At 61.0% G+C, this 20,110-nt stretch carries 19 protein-coding genes; 7 read left to right on the forward strand and 12 right to left on the reverse strand.

Annotation, left to right across the window (positions count from 1 at the left end; all coding sequences use genetic code 11):
• Positions 1 to 257: 257 nt before the first annotated feature.
• The 10 genes from F3J20_RS11715 to F3J20_RS11760 form a co-directional block, all read right to left on the reverse strand.
• A complete protein-coding gene (locus tag F3J20_RS11715) occupies positions 258 to 626 on the reverse strand; it encodes a cupin domain-containing protein (RefSeq protein ID WP_167283411.1) in 369 nt (122 codons plus the stop codon).
• Positions 627 to 843: 217 nt separating this feature from the next.
• Positions 844 to 1,086 carry a cyclic nucleotide-binding protein gene (locus F3J20_RS11720; protein ID WP_167283412.1) on the reverse strand — a complete coding sequence of 81 codons (243 nt, stop codon included), beginning with the start codon at positions 1,084 to 1,086 and terminating at the stop codon, positions 844 to 846.
• 72 nt (positions 1,087 to 1,158) lie between these two features.
• A complete protein-coding gene (locus F3J20_RS11725; RefSeq protein WP_167283413.1) occupies positions 1,159 to 2,508 on the reverse strand; it encodes a Xaa-Pro peptidase family protein in 1,350 nt (449 codons plus the stop codon).
• Positions 2,509 to 2,639: 131 nt separating this feature from the next.
• Positions 2,640 to 4,022, reverse strand: coding sequence for an MFS transporter (locus tag F3J20_RS11730; protein ID WP_345889872.1), 1,383 nt, complete (start codon positions 4,020 to 4,022; stop codon positions 2,640 to 2,642).
• A 266-nt stretch (positions 4,023 to 4,288) separates the two neighbouring features.
• A complete protein-coding gene (locus tag F3J20_RS11735; RefSeq protein WP_167283414.1) occupies positions 4,289 to 5,185 on the reverse strand; it encodes a LysR substrate-binding domain-containing protein in 897 nt (298 codons plus the stop codon).
• Between the two features lie 185 nt (positions 5,186 to 5,370).
• On the reverse strand, positions 5,371 to 5,748 hold the full coding sequence (locus F3J20_RS11740) for an ethanolamine utilization protein EutQ (RefSeq protein ID WP_345889873.1): 378 nt from the start codon (positions 5,746 to 5,748) through the stop codon (positions 5,371 to 5,373).
• Positions 5,749 to 5,777: 29 nt separating this feature from the next.
• Positions 5,778 to 7,145 carry an FAD-binding oxidoreductase gene (locus F3J20_RS11745; protein ID WP_240162761.1) on the reverse strand — a complete coding sequence of 456 codons (1,368 nt, stop codon included), beginning with the start codon at positions 7,143 to 7,145 and terminating at the stop codon, positions 5,778 to 5,780.
• The gene (locus F3J20_RS11750) at positions 7,112 to 8,518 is read right to left on the reverse strand and encodes an FAD-dependent oxidoreductase (RefSeq protein ID WP_167283416.1); all 1,407 of its coding nucleotides are present in this window, start codon (positions 8,516 to 8,518) and stop codon (positions 7,112 to 7,114) included. The genes F3J20_RS11745 and F3J20_RS11750 overlap by 34 nt, the downstream gene beginning before the upstream one ends.
• Before the next feature lie 30 nt (positions 8,519 to 8,548).
• On the reverse strand, positions 8,549 to 9,997 hold the full coding sequence (locus tag F3J20_RS11755; protein WP_167283417.1) for an aldehyde dehydrogenase family protein: 1,449 nt from the start codon (positions 9,995 to 9,997) through the stop codon (positions 8,549 to 8,551).
• A gap of 3 nt (positions 9,998 to 10,000) precedes the next feature.
• On the reverse strand, positions 10,001 to 11,203 hold the full coding sequence (locus tag F3J20_RS11760) for an aromatic ring-hydroxylating dioxygenase subunit alpha (protein ID WP_167283418.1): 1,203 nt from the start codon (positions 11,201 to 11,203) through the stop codon (positions 10,001 to 10,003).
• A 761-nt stretch (positions 11,204 to 11,964) separates the two neighbouring features.
• Between F3J20_RS11760 and ltrA the strand changes: the two genes are divergently transcribed.
• On the forward strand, positions 11,965 to 13,209 hold the full coding sequence (gene ltrA / locus F3J20_RS11770; RefSeq protein ID WP_240162778.1) for a group II intron reverse transcriptase/maturase: 1,245 nt from the start codon (positions 11,965 to 11,967) through the stop codon (positions 13,207 to 13,209).
• 412 nt (positions 13,210 to 13,621) lie between these two features.
• Here ltrA and F3J20_RS11775 read toward each other — a convergent pair whose 3' ends face one another.
• A complete protein-coding gene (locus tag F3J20_RS11775; protein WP_167283421.1) occupies positions 13,622 to 13,831 on the reverse strand; it encodes a hypothetical protein in 210 nt (69 codons plus the stop codon).
• 129 nt (positions 13,832 to 13,960) lie between these two features.
• Positions 13,961 to 14,326 (reverse strand): helix-turn-helix domain-containing protein, encoded by a 366-nt coding sequence (locus F3J20_RS11780; protein WP_240162762.1) that lies wholly within the window; start codon positions 14,324 to 14,326, stop codon positions 13,961 to 13,963.
• Between the two features lie 220 nt (positions 14,327 to 14,546).
• Here F3J20_RS11780 and F3J20_RS11785 point away from each other — a divergent pair, with 220 nt between their 5' ends.
• The 6 genes from F3J20_RS11785 to F3J20_RS11810 are packed head-to-tail and all read left to right on the forward strand — an operon-like array spanning position 14,547 to position 20,096.
• The gene (locus tag F3J20_RS11785; protein WP_345889874.1) at positions 14,547 to 14,807 is read left to right on the forward strand and encodes a helix-turn-helix domain-containing protein; all 261 of its coding nucleotides are present in this window, start codon (positions 14,547 to 14,549) and stop codon (positions 14,805 to 14,807) included.
• A 35-nt stretch (positions 14,808 to 14,842) separates the two neighbouring features.
• Positions 14,843 to 15,721 carry a ParA family protein gene (locus F3J20_RS11790; protein ID WP_167283423.1) on the forward strand — a complete coding sequence of 293 codons (879 nt, stop codon included), beginning with the start codon at positions 14,843 to 14,845 and terminating at the stop codon, positions 15,719 to 15,721.
• Positions 15,718 to 17,421 carry a ParB N-terminal domain-containing protein gene (locus tag F3J20_RS11795; protein ID WP_167283424.1) on the forward strand — a complete coding sequence of 568 codons (1,704 nt, stop codon included), beginning with the start codon at positions 15,718 to 15,720 and terminating at the stop codon, positions 17,419 to 17,421. The genes F3J20_RS11790 and F3J20_RS11795 overlap by 4 nt, the downstream gene beginning before the upstream one ends.
• Entirely contained in the window at positions 17,418 to 18,140 is a 723-nt protein-coding gene (locus F3J20_RS11800; protein ID WP_167283425.1) for a hypothetical protein, read from the forward strand. The genes F3J20_RS11795 and F3J20_RS11800 overlap by 4 nt, the downstream gene beginning before the upstream one ends.
• Positions 18,082 to 18,546, forward strand: coding sequence for a hypothetical protein (locus F3J20_RS11805; protein ID WP_167283426.1), 465 nt, complete (start codon positions 18,082 to 18,084; stop codon positions 18,544 to 18,546). Before F3J20_RS11800 ends, F3J20_RS11805 begins: the two co-directional genes overlap by 59 nt.
• On the forward strand, positions 18,543 to 20,096 hold the full coding sequence (locus tag F3J20_RS11810) for a hypothetical protein (protein ID WP_167283427.1): 1,554 nt from the start codon (positions 18,543 to 18,545) through the stop codon (positions 20,094 to 20,096). The genes F3J20_RS11805 and F3J20_RS11810 overlap by 4 nt, the downstream gene beginning before the upstream one ends.
• The last annotated feature ends 14 nt before the right edge of the window (positions 20,097 to 20,110 follow it).

Consider the following 20,110-nt stretch of genomic DNA (forward strand, 5'->3'; position numbering starts at 1 on the left):
CTAATAACGCTTAGCGAAAGGCCTTAGGCTCCTTGCCGCATCGTAGGATGCCCGTGCCGGCAGATGGCAGTTGCAGGCACCGGTTGACCCTACGGGGAAAAGCACACATCGCGCTAACGTGCGACCAGTAGAGCAATACACGTCACCGCACCGAGAGCAAGGACGCACGCGCAACAGCGGAAGCCTCAAGATGGAACGTGCGCTGGTCGCATCGAGCATATAAACTCGACGAGACAAAACACGTGGGTGTGGCGCTCTCACTCATCGATCTCTGAGCTTTTTCTGGTGACGACAAGCACCAAGCACCCCTTCTCCGAAAAGGAGGCGTGGCGAGAACCGGTCGCATACAATGCTACGTCGCCCGTCCGGTAATCAACGCCATCAGAATCGCTGAACACGCCATCTGCGACATATAGGAGCTCAGTGGCATGGTGCAAATGAAGTGGAGAACGCGCACCAGCGTCCAGGCGCATCCAGTAGCTCTCCCAGGCGCCGGACTCGTCCGCGCCTAGAGGGATCCACGAAAATCCATCCAGTTGCGTGTCACCGATCAACATCGGTTTCCAGTCGCGCTCATCGAGCGTGTATCGGGAGCGCATAGTGTCGATCGCTACGCCAAATTGCATTTTTGCTCCAGAAACCAGCGATTTGGATTTCGCGTGGAGCGAAATCCCAGCCGGTGAGAGGTGGTTAAGGTGTTTCGCTGTGGCCTTCTTGAGCGAAGCCAGTGCGTCCCTCCTCATACGAAGGCAAAAGTGGTTGCGGCAATATCGCCACCTTTGCCGTCAATCCAGCAGGCAGAAAATCTGGAAGGGCGAAACTTCCCGCAACTTGCGTGGGAGGCTAGCGCTGCACGAGCCGAAGCTTTGCAATGCCGAGCAAACTCCACACGAGCCAGAGCACCTGGCTAACCGCAGCCGCCAGGTTGAAGTGGAAGATCAGCGAATAGAGAAGGCAACACGGACCCAACAGGTTCAACACCACATATCTGCGATCTTCGCGTTGCAGGAAGTCAAGCTGCAGACCCGCGTAGGCGATTTGATAGCAGATGACACCGAAAATGCCGATCAAGTCAGAGGTATTCATTTCTGGTTTGGATTGACGAGCTCCGGCTACCTGCCTCGTTCTGCTGACGCTGTTCAGGTAGCCTGTAGCGTACTAGGCGGATAGCCGGTCTTCGAACGGATAGCGGGTGAGCACTTCGTGACCCGTCTTCGTGATCAAGACCTGCTCCTCGATCTTTACGCCGGGCCCTCCCTCAATCCGACCGAGGTAGCTCTCGACGCACAAGACCATGCCGGGTTCGATTACGCCGTCATACCCCCACGACTGCCAGGACTCCGGAAAGTAGATATAAGGCGCTTCGTCGCACAGTCCCACTCCGTGATACAGGCACGAGTAGTGACGAAACGCTTCCGGCGGGTAACGGAGCGCACGATGGGTCAGGTCGTGGTGAGTCAGGCCAGGGCGCAACAGTTCAATATTGTGCTGAACCTGTTCGAGTGCGAGACGGTAAATTTCCCGTTGCGCCGCAGTAGGCGTCTTATCGCCGCAAAGCCATGTGCGTGACGTGTCGACACAGAATCCGTAACTTCCGACCAGATCCGTGTCGAACGCGACGAGATCCCCGTCCTCGATCACACGGCTGCTGCACTCCTGGTACCACGGATTGCAGCGCGGTCCCGAGGCTAGCAGGCGCGTTTCGATCCACTCACCACCACGAGCGATGTTCTCGGCGTGCAGGTAACTCCACAGGCGCTGTTCAGTAATGCCCGGCTGCAGATGTCGATGCATCACCTCCATTCCCTTTTCGCAGGCGTGAATGGCGCATCGCATGGCACGGATTTCATCCTCGCACTTGATCCGTCTTGCCTCTTCCATCGGTGCTTCGCCGTTGTGAACGCTGATGCCAAGCCGCTCCAGCGCTACAACTCCCTCGGGGTTGCAATGGTCAATCGCGAGGCGCAGATTCCCGCCGCCATGTTTGCGCACGACCGCCGCAATCTCGTCAGCCCATCGCGTGACCTGCTCGTGCACGCGGTCTCCCGCACAGAAATGAAACCACGGTACGCACGGACGGATTTCGTCGATGGATTCGGTGTGATGGCTCAGAAAATCACAATGGTCAAACTCCCAGAGGATGACCGGGCCTTCGGCCGGAATGAACGCGTAGCGGCAGGCATTGTGAAGCGCCCAGACCTGCATGTTGCTGCTGTCGGTCGCATACCGGATGTTCACCGGGTCGTAGAGGAGTATGCCGGCATAGTCGCTGTTCACCAGTTGCTGGCGCACTCGCGCGAGACGATAGCGTCTCATTGCCGGAAGGTCGGGAAGCATCAGTCCGGCCGCCGCCCATTCGCCGAGCGTCTCCTTGTCTGGGCCAAGCGCAAGCATGTTCAGCAATCCAGCTTGCTCTGCCTGAGCGCGGTTGGAGATGGTCGGCCCGATTTTTCGGGTTGGGTTCGTTACGCCAGACAGCGCGCTAACATCTGATTGTGAGTTGCTCATTGATTGCGAATCCTGAATACAGTGATTCAAATGAGTTTGATTGATGATTCAGGCCTGCAGAAGCAGGCCCTTTCAGCCTGGCCAGAGCGGCGGCGATGGCATTTGTCATTGCCATCGCCGCATGAGCGAGCTTACCGTGCGGATCCCAGGTCGCTGGACGAAGTCAGCGGGCCAGTTTTCTTGCTGGGAGCGGATGCTTCGCTCAGCATCTTGCCTTTGGTTTCCGGCGCGAGAGCGTAAGAAACAATGCCGCCAAACAGACTGATTCCCGCTGCAATCAGCATGGCCGTATCGACACCGAAGGAAGTGATGACCAGCGGCAGGAGGAAGGTGCCCGCAGCGGCGCCGATACGGGAGAAGGCTGTCGCGAACCCCACGCCGACACCCCGGATCTCGGTGGGGAAAAGTTCACCCGGATAGACCCCGGTCAGTACGGTGGAAACCGCGTTGACAAATGAGAAGGTGAAGAAGCAGACCAGGACGATGGTGGACGATGCGTGCGAAAAGAGGGCAACGCACATCAGCGCGATCGCTGAAATGAAAAACGGGGGAATTGCGAGTTTGCGTCGCCCGACCCGCTCGATGAGCAGAACCGAAACGATCGTGCCGAGAACGGCGACACTGTTCAGCACCAGGCCGCCTGTGAGGCCTCCCTTGACTCCGAGCTTCTCGAGCACGACCGGTGCGAAGGCGCCGATCGCAAAGTAGGGCGTGATGTTGCATACCCAGAAGATGCAAACGAAGATGGTGTTCTTGATGTATTCGGGGGAGAAAAGACGTCCAAACCCTTGTCCACCAGCAGCACCGGCGGCGTGCAGATCAAGCTGCTCGTCGTGCGGCATGTGCTGTGCAGCCAGCGCTTTCGCCTGCTCGTGCCGGCCTTTGCTCATCAGCCACCGCGGCGACTCCGGTGTGCCAAGGCGCATCAGGAAGACGATGACCGTGGGGATCGTGCTCAGACCGAGAATCACATTCCATCCGGCTGTCGATGACATGGTCAGCACCCAGCCAAGCGCGTAGGAAACGAGGTAGCCGATGTACCAGACCACTTCGAGTGCTGCGAGCAGCTTACCCCGCACGCGTGCCGGCGCAAACTCGGCAAGCAATGGCCAGCCGATGGAGTAGTCAGCGCCGATCGCGATACCCATGATGAGGCGGACAACGAACAGTTGCCACGCTTCCTTCACGAAGAACTGCGCAACGGAGCCGACGAGGAAGATTGCCAGGTCGACCGTGAACATCGGTCGGCGGCCGACCTTGTCGGCCAGCCAGCCGCCCAATGGACCGCCAATGAAAATGCCAATGAGCGCGGATGCACCAATCAGTCCTTGCCACGCAACCGAGAGGTGCAGGGCTGCGGTGATGGCCGGCATGACGATCCCGATACAGCCGAGGATAAAGCCGTCAATGAACATACCGCCGGATATGACGGTTGTGAGCTTCGCGAGGAACTTTCGATGCGTTCGGGAGTGAGGGATGGGGGGTGACGCGGGCCGCGGGGATGTCTTGGGCACGATAATGTCTCCTTGTGTTTTGTATGGAACAAGTGGCCTTGTCCGTTGCCGGAATGTGAGGCCTTGACCTGAATCAACCACGAGGAGAGTGTGTGGAAATCAGAGGTCCTGGACAAACGATATTTCGTGCGTCAATTCATCAATTTTTATCATTAACGGGGGAGATGCAGATCCCTTGCCTGGGTGTGACAGGTCCTCGCACTTGACGTTAGCGCGTTGCACAAGGCGCAGTGAGGCCGCACCTTGTCATGCAGCTGCAGAATGGGTTATTTGAGCGAAAGCAGCCAGTTCCTGAAGCTCCCGACGCTCTTGCGGCGCTCGTGAGGTCCGGAAGGCTCAAGCACGAGGAACTGCCCCTCGGTTTGTAGCGTTTCGGGTACTGGACGCACAAGCGTACCGTCTTTCAGATACGGATCGATCAGATTGCTCCAGCCAAGTGCTACGCCTTGTCCACTCAGCGCTGCCTGAATGACCATCGAATAATTGTTAAGGTTGATCTTGTTGCGTGGCACGACCGGGTCGAGCCCGATGCGGCGAAACCAGTCGGCCCAAGTGACCCAGTCCCGCTCCGACTCGTCGAGCCAGAGCCACGTGCAGGCGGCAAGATCTTTGGCCCGTCTCACACTGTTGTGGCGGGCAAGATAGGCGGGGCTGCAAACCGGGAAAATCTCCTCGCTGCAGATTGGCGTGTACTTGATGTGCTCGGGTGGACTCTTGCAGTAGTACACCGCGAGGTCGCATTCGAGCTTGCGGTAGTCCTTGACGTGATCGTAGGCCACGATCCGCAAGTCAATGCCCTCGTGGCTTTCGTTGAATTCAGGAATGCGCGGGAGCAGCCACAACGAAGCGAGCGCAGTGCTGGTGGCGACGGTCACCTGCTGGTCACCGTGCCAGCGCTGAATCTGCTGTGTGGCGTCGGCCAGTGATAGCAAGGCCTCACGGCAAGCCTGGAAGTACTGTTCGCCAGTAGGCGAGAGACGGACTGATCGGGTTGTGCGATCGAGCAGATGGACGCCCAAGCAGTCCTCGAGCAGGCCGATCTGCCGGCTGATCGCACCTTGGGTGACGTTGAGCTCGTCTGCGGCGCGCGTGAAGCTGCCAAGGCGTGCAGTCGCCTCGAACGCGACCAGTGCCTTGAACGGCGGCAGTGGCTGGATCCTCATGGGGAAGGGTGTCTCCGGGGACTGTTTTTATATGATATTTCAGGCATTCGCGTCCCTGCCGGAGGCGCTCATGCGGCGAGCCCTTCCGTTTTGGCCGCGTACGCGTCCAGCCTATCGCTAGGCTTGAAATTGTGCCTTAACGCCAAGCGGCGTCAAGCTGCCCAGTCACGGCTTGACGCTTGCCTTCAGCGCCGCTGCGTGCAGGTTGCGGCTTCGTCCGGGCAGGTTTCATCACACATCTGTTTCCAGTTTCCGGGATAGACGACATACCCAAAAAGCGCGAAGCCAGAATAGACCAGCGCGGTGCACTTTGGGATCCACAGCACCTGCCCTGGGCTGATCTGGTGGGTGACGCCATCTGCTTCGACTTCGAGGCAACCCTCGATAGTGAAGATCACCTCTTCATACAGTGTGGTCCAACTTACTCGCGCACCTTCCCACCGGGCAAAGCCAACGCCGAGATTCGGCGAGATTTCGTCGGGGATTGCTCGCGCCACATAGGCCGCACCTGGCGGTCCTCCACGCACGACAAAGCCCAGATCCGCGTGGTCGACGAGTCGCACGCCAGCGGTCTTCTCTACACACGTATCGCTCATAGTTCCGCCCTGCTTTGCCAGGCTGCGAGCCTGATTCGTGTCCGTACGCCGAGACCGAGAAACGGTTCCGGCGGATTGAGGGAGGGCATACCTGTTACCGCATGGATATCGTCGAGCAGCGAGGATTGTGCGCCGACCGCGTAATCAGCGAGAAGGGTGCCGGAAATCGTGCCCCATGCCGCCCCCACGCCGTTGTCGCATGCCGATGCGAATACGCCGTCCTCGAGCTGGCCAAAGAAGTTGGTGAAATTACGCGAGATTGCGTAGACACCGCCCCAGGTGTGTGTGAAGGGGACATCCGCAAGCTCGGGGTAGCGGGCGACAAACGCCTTGCGGTGTTCGGCGCGAATGCGCTCGCGTGTTCCGTCGTCGACGCTGCGGCCGTACTTCGGCACGTGCCTGTACGTGTTGCGGATGATGATGCGTCGGTCCTGGGTCATGCGAAGCGTCGTGCCGGCGTGATCGGCCGGCGTCAGTCCCCAGTCGAACGTTCCGCTGAAGCGTTTGCTCTGATCTTCGTTGAGCGGCGCTGTCCAGCTTGCGAACGTCATGACCGGCAGCAGGCGGTTCTCCAGATAACCGAATTCCCGGGTGAAGATGCTCGTGCCAAGCAGCAGGCGGCGTGCGTGGATCTGGCCGTCCGCGCCATCCAGCACGTAACCCCCGTTCCCGTCGCGCTCGACGCGAGTGACGGGAGAGTTCTCCAGCAGTTCGACGTTGTCGGGAAGCGAGCCAGCCAGTCCGCGAACCAGTGCGGCGGGCTGCATCAGATAGCAGCCCGGCGTGTACACCGCACGGCTGTAGTGGGACGTGCCCAGCACCCTGGCCAGCTCCGTGCCCTCGACCGGGCGGTACGGTTCGCCGAGTGCCGACATCAGCTTCTCGAAGTGCGCGAGGTACGCCAGTCCCCGCTCGCCGACCGCGCCCTGGTACTTGCCGGCATGCGACCACTGGCACGCGATGTCATGTTTCCTGACCAGCGACTGCAACTGGTCGATTGCGGTGCGATTCAGACGCAAGAGGCGCTGTTTGAACTCCGGATCCGGATTTTCGAGCGCGAACTTGTGGGGAAGATCGATTACGAAACCCGAATTGCGGCCTGACGCGCCTTCGGCAACGCGCTGGGCGTCCACCAGCAGAATCCGGGCATGAGGCTCGTGAGCGGCGAGGCGCCGGGCGGCAGCGAGTCCCGCGAAACCGGCGCCGATCACTGCATAGTCAGCAACATGGCGGCCACTGAGGCGGCGTGCGGGACCTGGGGGCGGCAACGCAGCATACCAGCCACAGGTCTTGTCATCATGGGGCAGATTCATATCGTTCATCTTGTTATTCAGGAATTCGGATGAGTTGTGCTGCAATTGCATTGCTCCATCCAGCGCCCGCGCAGTGCCTGTGCCTGATGACCGATCAGCGCGAAGCCGTGCATCCGGCCGGCGCTGTCGAAGTGTCCGCAGCTGAAGCCATCTCCGGTTTCGTCGACCCGCCATTCGCACGACGCGAGCGCAGAGGGTGTCGGTAAGAGCATCAGCGGGGCGACGGGCGTTTTGACTTGCACCGGCATGGGCGGATACCGCACGTCGGTCGGCTGGCCGGTTAGCGTGCGCGCCAGCGCCTCCACGCCGTGATTGATCGGAGCGAGATACGGCGCCGGTCGACCATCAATCTCCACGCAGTCACCAATCGCGTAGATGTCCGCAACGCTCGTGCGCAGTTGCGCATCAGTGCGAATGCCACGGCCGACGTCGACGCCGCATTTGGCCGCCAGTGCAACATTCGGTGCGAGACCCACTGCGGAAATCACTACGTCCGCGTGGATCTTTCCGCCATTGGCCAGGACGAGCGTCCAGTTGCCGGGCTCGCCGAGAATTCCGGTCACCGAATTCTCAAGATGCCAACTGACACCAAGCGAGGTGAGAGCGTGCTGCAGGTGCGTACCCGCTTGCTGCGGCAAGAGGCGTTCGAGTGGCCACCTGCCGATGCCGATCACACTCACGTCAAAGCCGCTGGCAGCCAGATCGTTCGCGAATTCGCAGCCGATCAGGCCGTCGCCTATGATCGCAACGCGAGACGCACCTTCGAGTTCACGGCGCAGCACGCGGTAGTCGTCGAGGTTGTTCACGCTCAGCAGGGCATCGGTGCGCCCCGTGACGTCGAGACGGACAGGGCTCGCGCCCAGCGCCAGAACGAGCTGCGAATATGGCATGACACCATAGCTCGTACGCAGCACATGCGCCTGAGCGTCGATGGCCTGAACGTCGCATTGCGGATACACACGGATTTTCAGGCGCTGCTCGATTTCGAGCGTCGATTCTGCGATTAGCGCTTCGGGACTGCGGCCCTGTGATGTCGCGATCGACAACGCCGGTTTCGAGTAGAGGTGACCGGTTTCACGGGTCAGGACCACGATTTCGATGCTGGGGTCGCGGCGCCGGACAGCCTGCGCGAGACTATACCCGGCGTGGCCCGAGCCGATGATGACGAGTGGCCCTTCGCGACGTGCCGCGGTAACCGCAGGCGCGGTTGGCGTCCCGGTAGTCGCCGGAGCGACAGGGGCCGTGGGCGCGGCTTCTTCCCGAATTTCGATCATCTCGAAATCCGCCTTGCCAACGCCGCAGTCGGGGCATTTCCAGTCTTCGGGCACGTCTTCCCAGCGCGTGCCGGGAGCGATCCCGTCCTTCGGCCAGCCTTCGGCTTCGTCGTAGATCAGCCCGCAAATGATGCAGAGCCACTTTTTCATCGTAATGTCCCCTCCAACCGCTCAAACCGCTTAGTCCTGCGTGACGCGAATCGCCACGTTCTTCGTCTGTACGTAGCTGTAGATTGCTTCCTGGCCCTTTTCCCGGCCAAAGCCGGACAGGCCCACACCACCGAACGGCGTTTCGATACCGCCGGCATACCACTCATTGACGAATACCTGCCCGGCGCGCAGGCGCCGCGAAAAGCGCAGCGCGCGATTGATGTCGCGCGTGAATACGCCGGCAACGAGCCCGTATGGCGTACCGTTGGCGATCTCCACGGCTTCGTCCTCGGTATCGAAGGGGATCACGGCGACCACCGGTCCGAACACCTCTTCGCTGGCAATATTCATCCGCGGATGCACGCCTGCAAGCACAGTCGGCTGCATATAGAAACCGCCACGGCTTTCAATGCGCTCGCCGCCGGTGACAGCTTTCGCGCCTTCCGCGATCGCGGCCTTGCACATGGCGGCGACCTGTTCGAGCTGATTCGCGCTGATCACCGGTGTGTGATCTGGGTCGAGTTCGCCCGGGCCGATGGAAAGACTGCGGGCAAGCTTTGCGACATCGGCAACGACCTCGTCGTAAATGTCCCGATGCACCACCAGACGCGACATTGCCGAGCAGACCTGCCCCGAGTTGAAGAAAATGCCGCTCTTTACGCTTGCCAGCAGCGCCTCGCGGTCCGAGTCCGGGAAGACCACTGCCGCGGATTTGCCGCCGAGCTCCATCACGCTGGGCGTGGCCCATTGCGCTGCGGCGGAGAGAATCGCACGGCCGGTCGCGACCGAGCCCGTAAAGACGATCTGTTTTGTCTGCGGACTCGCGGCGAGATGCGCGCCGACATCGCGCCCGAGGCCGCACAGCAGCTGGACCGCACCGCGCGGCAGGCCGGCGCGCTCGATCGCCTCGAATAGCACGCACATGCCGAGCGGCGAGAGTTCCGGCGACTTCACGATGACAGCGTTGCCTGCCGCGAGTGCTGGCGCAAGTGAGCGGGCGCAGATCGACACCGGGAAGTTCCACGGCACGATCTGGGTCGAGACACCCATGGGCTCGTAGCGGGTGAAGTCGACATAGTCGTCGCCGAGCGGCACGGAGATGCCTTCGAGCTTGTCGGCGAGGCCCGCGTAGTACTCAAAATAGCGCGCCGCTTCGAGGAACTCGTCGCGGGCGTCGCAGAGGCGCTTGCCGTTTTCGAGGCACAGGATCCGTGCGCCTTCCTCCGTTACCGCACGAATTTCTTCTGCAATGCGAAGGAGCCAGCGAACACGCTCGACAGGTCGCTGACGCGTGAGTTCGCCGCTTGCGGCACAGCGCGTCGCGGCATCGAGCGCGCGCTGCGCATCCCCCGTCGTTGCGCGAGCGATGGTGGCAATGGGCTCTCCGTTCGCGGGATTGACGATATCAAGCCGGTTTGGGCTGTCCACCCATTCGCCGTCGATGTAGTTCAGCCAGTGGCGACCAGTTGCGTGTTCCATGCTTCACTCCGCGTGCTGTTGGCTGGTCGCGAGAACCCGGCCTGCCATCCACTTGTGGAAGTAATGCGTGGGTACGTCCATCTCAGGGGAGAAAACGCCGCCCTTGAAGCCCGGGGACTGGCGCCCGGCCTGCATACCTTCCACCGCGCCAATGTCTTCCGAAAACACCACTCGCCATGCGTTGAGCACGGCCTGGCGGCTCGGAGCATACTCTGGTGCGTCCGCTGCGTCCTTGCCGACGAAAAGCAGGCGCAGGTGTTCCACCGTCCGGTTCGCTGCCAGGGGCTGCAGCATCATCGCAAAGGCGTGGTCTGCCTGAATGCCGAGCAGCACGTTGGGAAAGAGCGCGACGTATTCGGCATTGCGCATGCGGTCGGCCGGCCATGCCGGGAAGGTCGGCAGCGACGTGCCTTCGATGTCGGCCAGGTTGTACGCGTAGCTGCCCTGGCCTGCGAACTGGTCACTAAACATGATGTTGTAGTGATCTTCGAGGCGCGAGTACGAGTTCAGGGACGGATGAACCCAGGGCAGGTGATAGGCCTCGCAGTAGTTCTCCACCGCGAGCTTCCAGTTACAGTTGACTTCGACCGACCAGGAGCCGCCTTCGCGCGGCACATTCATGAGCGAATAGCCGTTGGGGCCGAGGAACTGGGCCCATCGATCGGTCAGAGGCCGGATGACTTCGTCGAATTCCGGGGCAGTGCCGGAGAAATTCACAAACACCATGCCCATCCAGACGTGACTGCGCAGCGCCTTCAGGCCATGCTTTTCGCAAGGTACGCGCTCATCCTTGTGCTGATTGACGCCGCCGACGTGCGGCGTGCCTTTGAGCGCGCCGTTGAGATCGTACGTCCACGAATGGTAGGGACAGCGGATAACGCCCTGGATCTCTCCGGTTTCCTGGACGAGCTTCATGCCACGGTGGCTGCAGATGTTATGGAAGACCTGCAGCGCGCCTTCACGGTTGCGCGTGATCAGCAACGGCAAACCCATGAAGTCGACGGGCTGAACAGTGGAATTCTGCTTGAGGTCGTCCGCGAAGCCAACACACACCCAATCGTTGCTCAGGACGGCGTCGCGTTCGACCTTGAAGTACTGGTCGTCCGTGTAGAAGGTGTTGCCGAGACCGGTAGCCTGATCAATCGGCTTGAGCACGGTTTGCAGCTGGACGAGCGGGAAGTATTGGGTTTCGGTAGGGGCGTTCATCGTGTTGTCTCCTTTGCACGCTCACGTGACTTGTTTCGCCAAGGCCCTCGGAAGGCCGGGATTGGTGAAAATTATCGAAGCGGGAGACGCGGACAACAAACGATGTTTTGGCTACCGATTAATCAGAAAAACTCATGTATTCGATTCATCGCACCGTCACAGATGTCTCGGAAGGAGGCGGGCATATGCTGTTTGCAAGGCTTGCCGTACAGTTGCGCCTTGAGCACTAGGCCCATGTGAGGGGCCTACTCCTTTGTGCGCCCAGCATGGGCGCACTCCTGCGGGTGCAAGTCCCGTCATAAGCTGGTCACAGCGAATGAAGTGAAGCGCAACTGCACGAGGGCGACTGAGTGTGGGGAGGAAGCGCGGAGCGTAAATCGTGAGCCGATGAACAAGAACCGTATAGAAGGCGCTGCCGAGCAGGGCGAGCGGGCAAAGAACCGCAAAGCTCTCGTGACCAAGGCGAAGCGGCGTAGATGCGGCGGTTGTGCGATGAAGGAGTGCGTTCTTACCTGGGGAGATCTCGTTTTGTGCCTGAAAGGGCGACGGTGCCGAGCCGGAGCGAGAAGTCAGCAGAGGCCGTAGTAGCTGCCGGTTAAGGGCGAAGGGCTGAACGAGTAGGAGGGCCGAAGGCCGTGGTGCTTGGACGTGTAACGCATCAGAAGTCCGCGAAAGCGGAGCGTGACGAAAGCAGGCGAGGTGAAGCCAAGCCGGAAGCGTCACGTGATGAAGCACGAACGGCGCACGACGAAACCGCAAGCCTGGGGCGAGACGGCCTGCTAACGCAGGCGCTCGCGAAAGCGAATATGGTGATGGCGTGGAAACGCGTCAAAGCCAATCGCGGCAGTGCCGGGGTGGATGGGAAGACGATTGCCGAGACGGCGGACGAGCTCAAAACGCACTGGCCCCGGATACGGGAAGCGTTACTGGAAGGTAGCTACCGGCCTGAGCCGGTAAGGCGAGTCCAGATCCCGAAACCCGGTGGCGGGATGCGTGAACTGGGGATTCCGACGGTGACGGATCGGCTGATCCAGCAAGCCCTGCTGCAAATCCTGCAGCCCATCATTGATCCGACCTTCTCTGAACACAGCTACGGTTTCCGGCCGGGACGGCGTGCGCGTGACGCGGTGCTGACGGCACAGCGCCACGTGCAGGACGGCTACCGGGTGGTGGTCGATGTGGATTTGGAGAAGTTCTTCGATCGGGTCAATCACGACATTCTGATGGAACGACTTGCCAGACGGATAGACGACCGGGCCGTACTGCGGCGGGTTCGCCATTACCTTGTGGCCGGGATCATGGATGGCGGGGTGCTCACGCAGCGGTACGAAGGCACGCCGCAAGGCGGCCCGCTGTCGCCGCTACTGGCCAATGTGCTGCTGGACGAGGTGGATCGGGCGTTAGAGAAACGGGGCCACCGCTTCGTACGCTATGCCGACGACTGCAACGTGTATGTGCGTAGTCGGAGTTCGGGCGAACGGGTGCTGGCAGGCCTGCGAAAGCGCTATGAGCGATTACACCTGAAGGTCAACGAGGCCAAGACGGCGGTCGCGCCAGCGACCGGTCGCAAATTCCTGGGCTACGAACTGTGGCGCAGTCAGGGCGATCGGATCAAATGCGCGGTGGCCCGCAAGGCATTGGCGAGCTTCAAGCAACGTATCCGGGAACTGACGCGCCGTTCGTGCGGGCGCAGTCTACCGGAGGTCGTGGAACGGTTGCGGATTTATGTACCAGGTTGGAAGGCGTACTTCCAACTGGCGCAGACGCCGAGGGTGTTCCGCGACCTTGACGAGTGGATCAGACACCGGCTGCGCGCGCTGCAGCTAAAGCACTGGCGGCGGGGAACGACCATGTACCGAGAGTTGCGGGCGCAGGGCGCCTCGGAAGCAGACGCTGGAACGGTGGCGGTGAACAATCGTCGCTGGTGGCGCAATAGCGCCATGCTGCTGAACCGAGCACTGCCCATCGCGTACTTCGACCGACTTGGCGTGCCTCGCCTCTCATAACCTCAACTGCTCGAACCGCCCGGTGCGGACCCGCATGCCGGGTGGTGTGGGAGGGGATCGGCTAGGCTCTTGGCCGCCCCTATCCCGATTGGTATACGCGCTTGCAGCCATTGATTCGTTGCGTGATTGTCCAACGCATGTGGTGGGAAAGTGGCGGTTCATGATCGCACTGTCGACGCAGGGCGGGCGTGCCAGCATAGCTTCAGTCAGGCCGCAATCCTTCGCCGCCAGTCATGCTCGTCGGGCTCTGGGCGATCGTCCGGCGCGTGGTGACACAATTATTGACGCAATGGTGACAGATTCTTTGCGGTCTACGGGAGTTGGTGTACCTTTTCGCAACCCTTCGACATACGTAAAAACTAGCTCTGTTTTGAATGACATGTGTTGTTTCAAGGGATTAAAACAGGTGACGCTAGTGATGGTCGTGATCGTCGTCATGTTGAAAGGAAATGTCGAGGTACATATGGGATACCTCTCCCGACACGATCAGATGGATACAGACAGGACGCACGGATTCGCTCCCGTGGCTGGTTGCGGCGTCATGGCGTGAACGCAACGCATCCTGCTCAATTTCGTCACAGATCTGTTCGATTTCCTTTCGCACCTCGTCCAGACGACTCATGATTTTCCTCACCGCTGATAGACAGCGTGACCGGAATTACCGCGTGTGTAATGGAACCACCACGTCCGAAGATTAGCCCGTCGCAGTGGATTGCCGGCCTCTGTTTAGTATTTTTGCGCGCTGCTCAAGTCAGCGTGATGGTCGTGTCAGCCGATCGATTCTGGCGTCTTTCAGGATGTCCTCCGCGTTGTCCCCGACGAGCTGGCATTGCTCGTACAGCAGCCCGATCAGTCTTGCCTTCTTTTTTGTTGCGAGTGGGACTTCGAGCCGTCGCTCGATGCGCTCGATGGTGGCCATGACGGCCTCAAGCGTCCGCTGGTCAAGGCGGTACCGGACGTCGCGGTCGACGAGCATGCTGCCTTCGCCGCTCAGCAGCCATACCGGATCTACCGAAAACTGCTCGTACAGGGCGCGGACAATGTCGATTGGAATGGTACGCTCGCCGCGCTCGTAATTCGCATAGGCGCGAAGCGATGCATCCAGTCGTGCGGCCATCTTTTCCTGGGATACCTCAAAGTGCTCACGTATGTCCGCAAGGCGTTGATGGTAGTCCGCGTGATCGTCAGCGCTTGACATGTTTGCCCTACGTTTCTAGAGTGATTTCGTGCCTTGATTATAGGCACGCTTGAGTACTGGACAAGTCTGGACGTGCCTGGACCAGTAGGGAATTTGATGGACAGGACATGCATTTTTGTACTGCCAGGAGGTTCTGACGGTGACGCGCTTCTATACGCTGGAGGAGATCGCGAGTGAGCTGCATATTGCGCCGGCCACCGCACGTAACCGGTTGACGCTGCGGCAACCGATGCCTCCATCAATCCGCATTGGCAGGCGACGCCTTTTTCCGGCCGAGGAATTCGAGAGGTGGATCGCATCGCAACTGTTTCAGCCAGATGCCGGCGCCGCATCGCCAGCGGACGAAGCAGCCGTTCCGGAATTTTTCGTTGCACGCGGCACTTCAACACCAGAGTCCTGAGTTCATACACATGATGTTGCACTGGATTTTCTACCGTGCCTGTTGTCATCTCCTTCGTTTCCACCAAGGGCGGCGTCGGTAAGACGACCGTCGCCGCCAATCTGGGCGGCCTGCTCGCAGCCTTCGGCATGAAGGTTCTCGAGATCGATGCAGATGTCCAGCCCAGTCTGAGCAAGTTCTTTCCTGTCCATTACCGTTCACCCTGTGGTCTGAGCGCGGTTATCACTTCCGGTGGCAATCCGTCCGCCGACTGTATCAGCCGCACGATCTTCTCCAATCTCGACCTCATCTATTCCGATACACCAGATGCCGGGTTGCAGTCCTGGCTTAACCGCCGCGAGGACCGGCTGATGATCATGCGCCGGGCGATGCGAAGTCCGCTGCTGGAAAACTATGACGTTGTGCTGATCGATACACAGGGGGCGGTGGGTGAGTTGCAGAAATCCGCTGCGATGGCTGCGGACTTCATGGTGTCGCCGGTGAAACCGGATGCGCTGAGTGCGGGGGAGTTCGCAACAGGCACGATCGCGATGCTCGACGAGTTGAACCGGCTTGCTGATTTTGGTGAATCTTTCCGCTCCGGTGACCTGCTCGCACTGATCAATGCACATGAGCGGACCGTCAACGCCAGGGCGCTCGCAGCCGTCCTTCGGCAGCGCTTCGCTGGCCATCAGAAGGTCAGAGTGCTCGATACGGTGGTTCCTTCGGCCGCGGCGTATTCAGCAGCGGCGACGGCGCGTGTTCCCGTGCACGACTTCGACCGTCGTCGCCGGTTCGACAATTCAGCCTGGAACATCATGCACCGTCTGGCATGGGAACTGTTCCCGTCGCTGGCCAATGTGTATGCGGGGTCAGCAGGAACTGTAGCCGGTAATCCTGCTCTTGCCGAGAGCGTTCGAGGGGCGGTGGCATGAGCGCGTCAGAGGCCGAAATTGATCCAGAGCGGGAGCGCATTGCCGCGCGACGGCTGGACGTTTCTGCGCCGGGACCACGGGCACCCGAGCCGGAGCTGGCATCGGTTATCCGGCTGAAGATCACCGATGTGATGGTCTATGAACGCAATCCGCGGCGGGTATCCCATGAACGCGTTGTTGAACTGAAGGAGTCGATCCGTGCAAACGGCATCGAACAGATCGTGACTGTGACACGCCGACCCGGCGAAACACGTTATGTCGTCGCGAAAGGCGGAAACTCGCGGGTGACGGCGGCAACGGCACTTTACGACGAGACTGGCGACGAACGGTTTCTCTATTACGACTTCGTCTGCGTTCCGTATCCCGGCGAAGCCAGACTGCTCGCCGCACATCTGCGCGAAAACGACCAGCGTGCGGATCTGTGCTTCTGGGACAAGGCGAATGGTTATCTGGCGCTCAAGGCGGATATGGAACAGGAGAAGGGGGCAGCGTTGTCGCTGCGAGAGTTCTCCAGGTTGCTGGAAGAGGAGGGAACGCCGGTCAGTCATGTTCTGCTTGCGCTATTCCAGTTCGCTGTCGACCGGCTTGCAGCACTGGGTCCGGCGACGGAATACCTGAGCCGGCGTGCGCTGGTCGACGTGATCCAGCCTGCGATGGGAGCACTGATGCGGCTTGCGCGCCGGCTGGGCTTCGATGACGCCTGGTTGCAGCAACACGTGATCGATCCGGAACTGCTGCGTGTGGCAGCGGGATTCGTATCAGAGGAGGCTGGACACCATCCTGTGCCGCTGGATGCCGGAAATCTGGTTCGCGCCTTCCGGGCACGCTGCGGGGACGTGCTCGGTGTTTCCAGTGATGGTATCAACCGGATGACCCGCCTCCTCGAACAGACTCCCGATATTGGCGCAAAAGAACTTCGGCAAGCCGCGGAGCCTTCTGGAATCGGGCTGCACGCCGTGCGTGCAGACTCCCGTCTGACCGGCGACGGCGGAGGCGCGGCACCCATCACGGAGCTGGATGGCGACTCAGGATTCGCAAGCGCGTCACGACTTGAGAAGGGTGCCGATCCGGAAACTCTGGTGGCTCCCGATGCTGGCATCCCGGTTGAAGGGACCCATCCAAACGCCACTTGGGGAGACGAACGACCAACCAGTACAACATTGGCTCCGGAGCCAACGTCGGACACGGCTGCCGACGCGTTCCGCGAGGCATTGCATGTTTTTGAGAGAACGTGCGGACTGGATGGATGTGTGCGGGACGCACCGGGACTGCCTTACGGCTTCATGGTCGAGCCGCCAACGCTGGAAGCATCGCAACCGGCGCTCGATGATCAGGCACGCCTTGGGACCGATGGGCTGAACCGGTATCTCGGCTGGTGGTGGCTGGTCAGTCTGTCACGGCAGAACACGGCATCGGGCCTCGACCACGTACCGAAACAGAGTGTCTACGCGCGCATGGCGCGCGATGACGATTACTGGGCTCGGATGTGTGACGCCTGTGTCGGAGAGCCGCTGCTGGGAGACCGCATGGACGTGATGTTCGCCGTCATGCTCAACCCCGACAGACCGATTGGCCTGTGGTGGTCCAAACTTGCACAGGCTGCCCGTGCTTTCCGGATTGCCTACCCCGAACGTTTCTGCCCACCGCGATGGAACGAGCTGGATGCGGTCGAGCGGCTTGTGCGGGGAGAGGGAGCATGAAGCCGGTGCTGTTTTCCGTGCCGGGTGTTGCGATTGCGCACTTCGTGCTGCTGGAGCTGATACGACTGTCGCGTACCAACGGCAATGGATTTCACTATATTAATATGGACTACAAAGTTTCATGTGAAACACTCGGTAACCCTGAAATCGAAGAACGAACAGGGCTTCCTGAGCAGATCCGGTGTGTTCTGTCTGACGCTCGCATTGAGGCGCTGGCCGACACGTTGGTCGGCTGTGGTGCATTGCGCGTGCTGGTTGATCTCGATGTTCTGCAGCGGCGCTGCGAACTGATCGGCCGGCAGTGGCACGACGAGTGTCTGCTGCGCGCGTTTATCAGGGCACAGGCCAGTGTGCCGATGATCCGGCAGTTCTTCAGAACCGCGACGCGTTCCGTCGTCGTGCGCCTTCGACAGGAGATGGGCGTTCCGGCGCCGACCAAACCACGCATGCCGACGTTCCGTGAGACCGACGCGTTGCTGGAGCGCTGGCATAGCCTGCGGGAAATCTCCGATCCGCGCGAGCGCTATCTGGCGCTGCATCGCGAGTGCTGTGGTACGTGGTCACTCGCCTCGCTCTTTGCGGCACTGGACAGCGCAGCTAATCCGGATGTGACATCTCCGCGTCGCACCCGTCCTTCCTCGAACTCAAGGGAGTCTCATCATGTACGACATGCGCCTCGACCCGGAGGGCAACCTGCTACCGGGCAAGAGCTGGAATGATCCACCGGGGCCGCCGCCCGCCGAAACGGAACTCATGCTGTCGATACTCGACATGCCGGTCACGATCGACCGCTGCTTTGTCGAGATTTGTGGAGACATGGCGGCGGCAGCCGTATTGACCGAGTTCTCGACGATCGAAAACGAGACCGGCCGTCGCGACCAGTGGTTGCCCGTCACGTCCCGCGAACTGGAGCACCGCCTCGCCCTGTCGGATCGGCAGCAGCGGGCCGCATGTCGCGTGCTACGTGCGAAGGGACTGGTTGGACACCGGAGGACGGGAGCTGCGCGTACGGACGAATATCGTGTGCTCTGGCCCGCGATCATGACGCTGCTGCGGCAGAAGGCTACCGAGCGTACGGCGCACATCGCATGGCCACCGCGGCGGCCGGAAGGAGTGCAGCCATGATGGACGGATCGCTGCCGTATATCGAGGATTTCGAGGATCTGTGGTTCGCCCTGAAACCTTACCGGCCCATCGCATTCGGCACGCGTCTCGCACGGATCACGGGTCATCCGAAAGATGCCATGCTGCTCTCGCAGCTCGTTTACTGGACCCGGCGTGGTCGCGACGTCGGAGGTAACGGTGGCTGGGTTCACAAGACACGGGAGCACTGGTTCGCCGAGACGGGGCTGTCACGCGAGGAGCAGGAGAACGTGCGCCGTCGTCTGCGTGAGAGGAATCTTGTCATCGAGTGGCGGGGTGGCCGGCCGGCGTGTCTGCACTACCGGCTGGATGTCGTTGCGATGTCGGCGGCAGTGCGGGCCAATTGCCGGATGGTCGGTCCACTGCCGCGGTCGATCGAGGCGATCCGCACGGACGAAGTCGCAATGCAGGAACTGCTCGGGCCTACCGTCGCATTCCGACGCGTCTTCGTTGATCTTGTCGGCAACGTGAACGCCGCACTGCTGCTCTCGCGCATGGTGCAGCTCCAGCGCCGGGAAGCGGACCATCAGTGCACATGGTTCACGCAGACCGGGATCGAGTGGCAGCGTACGCTCGGGTTGAACCGGGTACAGCAGGAGAACGCGCGGCGGCGGCTGGTCCGGCAGGGGCTGATCCGCGAGCTGACTCGCCCTCGGACCGGCAAACGGGTGTTCACGCAGGTCAATGCGACTGAGCTGCGTCGCCAGATCGAGTGCCTGGTTTCCCGGGGCGATGTCCGCGACCGGCTTGCCACCCGAAAGGAGCTGATTGCGCGCAGCCTGCGTGAGGAGAGGGCGGCGCCAGGCGTGGAGGCGCTCGTCGCTGTTACCCCGGGTAACAGTCCGGCGATGGCGGGGGCGATCCACATGCCCTGTATCAGTGTTGCCGTTGCATTGCCAGACTCGCCAACCCGAAGTCCCCAACTGGACCCGGCTCCGGGACCGCGGTTACCGTCAGGGACTTTCGTGCGTTACCGATGGCGGGAAACACACGTTCCCAACGCGCGCGCGTATACGAGGATTACATATTCGACTACGACAACCACGGGGCCTGCCTTCATGAGCCGCTTCGCAAGCCTGGTTGTTGTCGGGGCGGAGCGATATGCCTGTGCAGCAGTGAGCGATCTCCGTGCCGACGGGTTTGACTGGCCTGCCATGCTGTCCGCAGCAGAGCGCCCGCTGGTTGCGGCGCACCTCGAACGCGTTGCCATTCCTGAGCGCCAGGTGCTGCTCGACGAAATGGCCGCCTGCCACCGGCACCGACCCGTGCAGTCGCCGGTGGCATACATCGCCGGGCTCGTGCGCCGGTCTCTGGCAGGTGACTTCGTGCCCGCACGGGCCCACCTCGAGCGCGCTGCACGCGAGCGAGCGCACGCAGCCGAAGGGGCGGTGGCATCCGGTGGCGACAGCCACGATAACGGTCCGCCACGGACACGTGTCTCGACGGCCGAGACGGCGCGGCTGCACCTCGCCGCCATCCGGTCCCGGCTGCGGCAGGGGCAATTGATCCAGCACGGAGCAGGCCATGCCTGACGCCATTCCCTCCC

The organism is Paraburkholderia sp. Cy-641, assembly GCF_011752945.1.
In the GTDB taxonomy this organism is placed as follows: Bacteria; Pseudomonadota; Gammaproteobacteria; order Burkholderiales; family Burkholderiaceae; genus Paraburkholderia.

Excerpts from the sequence above, each read along its gene's own strand:
- F3J20_RS11715 (WP_167283411.1), bottom strand. The coding sequence starts at position 626 with ATGCAATTTGGCGTAGCGATCGACACTATGCGCTCCCGATACACGCTC.
- F3J20_RS11720 (WP_167283412.1), bottom strand. The coding sequence starts at position 1,086 with ATGAATACCTCTGACTTGATCGGCATTTTCGGTGTCATCTGCTATCAA.
- F3J20_RS11725 (WP_167283413.1), bottom strand. The coding sequence starts at position 2,508 with ATGAGCAACTCACAATCAGATGTTAGCGCGCTGTCTGGCGTAACGAAC.
- F3J20_RS11735 (WP_167283414.1), bottom strand. The coding sequence starts at position 5,185 with ATGAGGATCCAGCCACTGCCGCCGTTCAAGGCACTGGTCGCGTTCGAG.
- F3J20_RS11745 (WP_240162761.1), bottom strand. The coding sequence starts at position 7,145 with ATGCAATTGCAGCACAACTCATCCGAATTCCTGAATAACAAGATGAAC.
- F3J20_RS11750 (WP_167283416.1), bottom strand. The coding sequence starts at position 8,518 with ATGAAAAAGTGGCTCTGCATCATTTGCGGGCTGATCTACGACGAAGCC.
- F3J20_RS11755 (WP_167283417.1), bottom strand. The coding sequence starts at position 9,997 with ATGGAACACGCAACTGGTCGCCACTGGCTGAACTACATCGACGGCGAA.
- F3J20_RS11760 (WP_167283418.1), bottom strand. The coding sequence starts at position 11,203 with ATGAACGCCCCTACCGAAACCCAATACTTCCCGCTCGTCCAGCTGCAA.
- F3J20_RS11775 (WP_167283421.1), bottom strand. The coding sequence starts at position 13,831 with ATGAGTCGTCTGGACGAGGTGCGAAAGGAAATCGAACAGATCTGTGAC.
- F3J20_RS11780 (WP_240162762.1), bottom strand. The coding sequence starts at position 14,326 with ATGGCCGCACGACTGGATGCATCGCTTCGCGCCTATGCGAATTACGAG.
- F3J20_RS11795 (WP_167283424.1), top strand. The coding sequence starts at position 15,718 with ATGAGCGCGTCAGAGGCCGAAATTGATCCAGAGCGGGAGCGCATTGCC.
- F3J20_RS11800 (WP_167283425.1), top strand. The coding sequence starts at position 17,418 with ATGAAGCCGGTGCTGTTTTCCGTGCCGGGTGTTGCGATTGCGCACTTC.
- F3J20_RS11805 (WP_167283426.1), top strand. The coding sequence starts at position 18,082 with ATGTACGACATGCGCCTCGACCCGGAGGGCAACCTGCTACCGGGCAAG.
- F3J20_RS11810 (WP_167283427.1), top strand. The coding sequence starts at position 18,543 with ATGATGGACGGATCGCTGCCGTATATCGAGGATTTCGAGGATCTGTGG.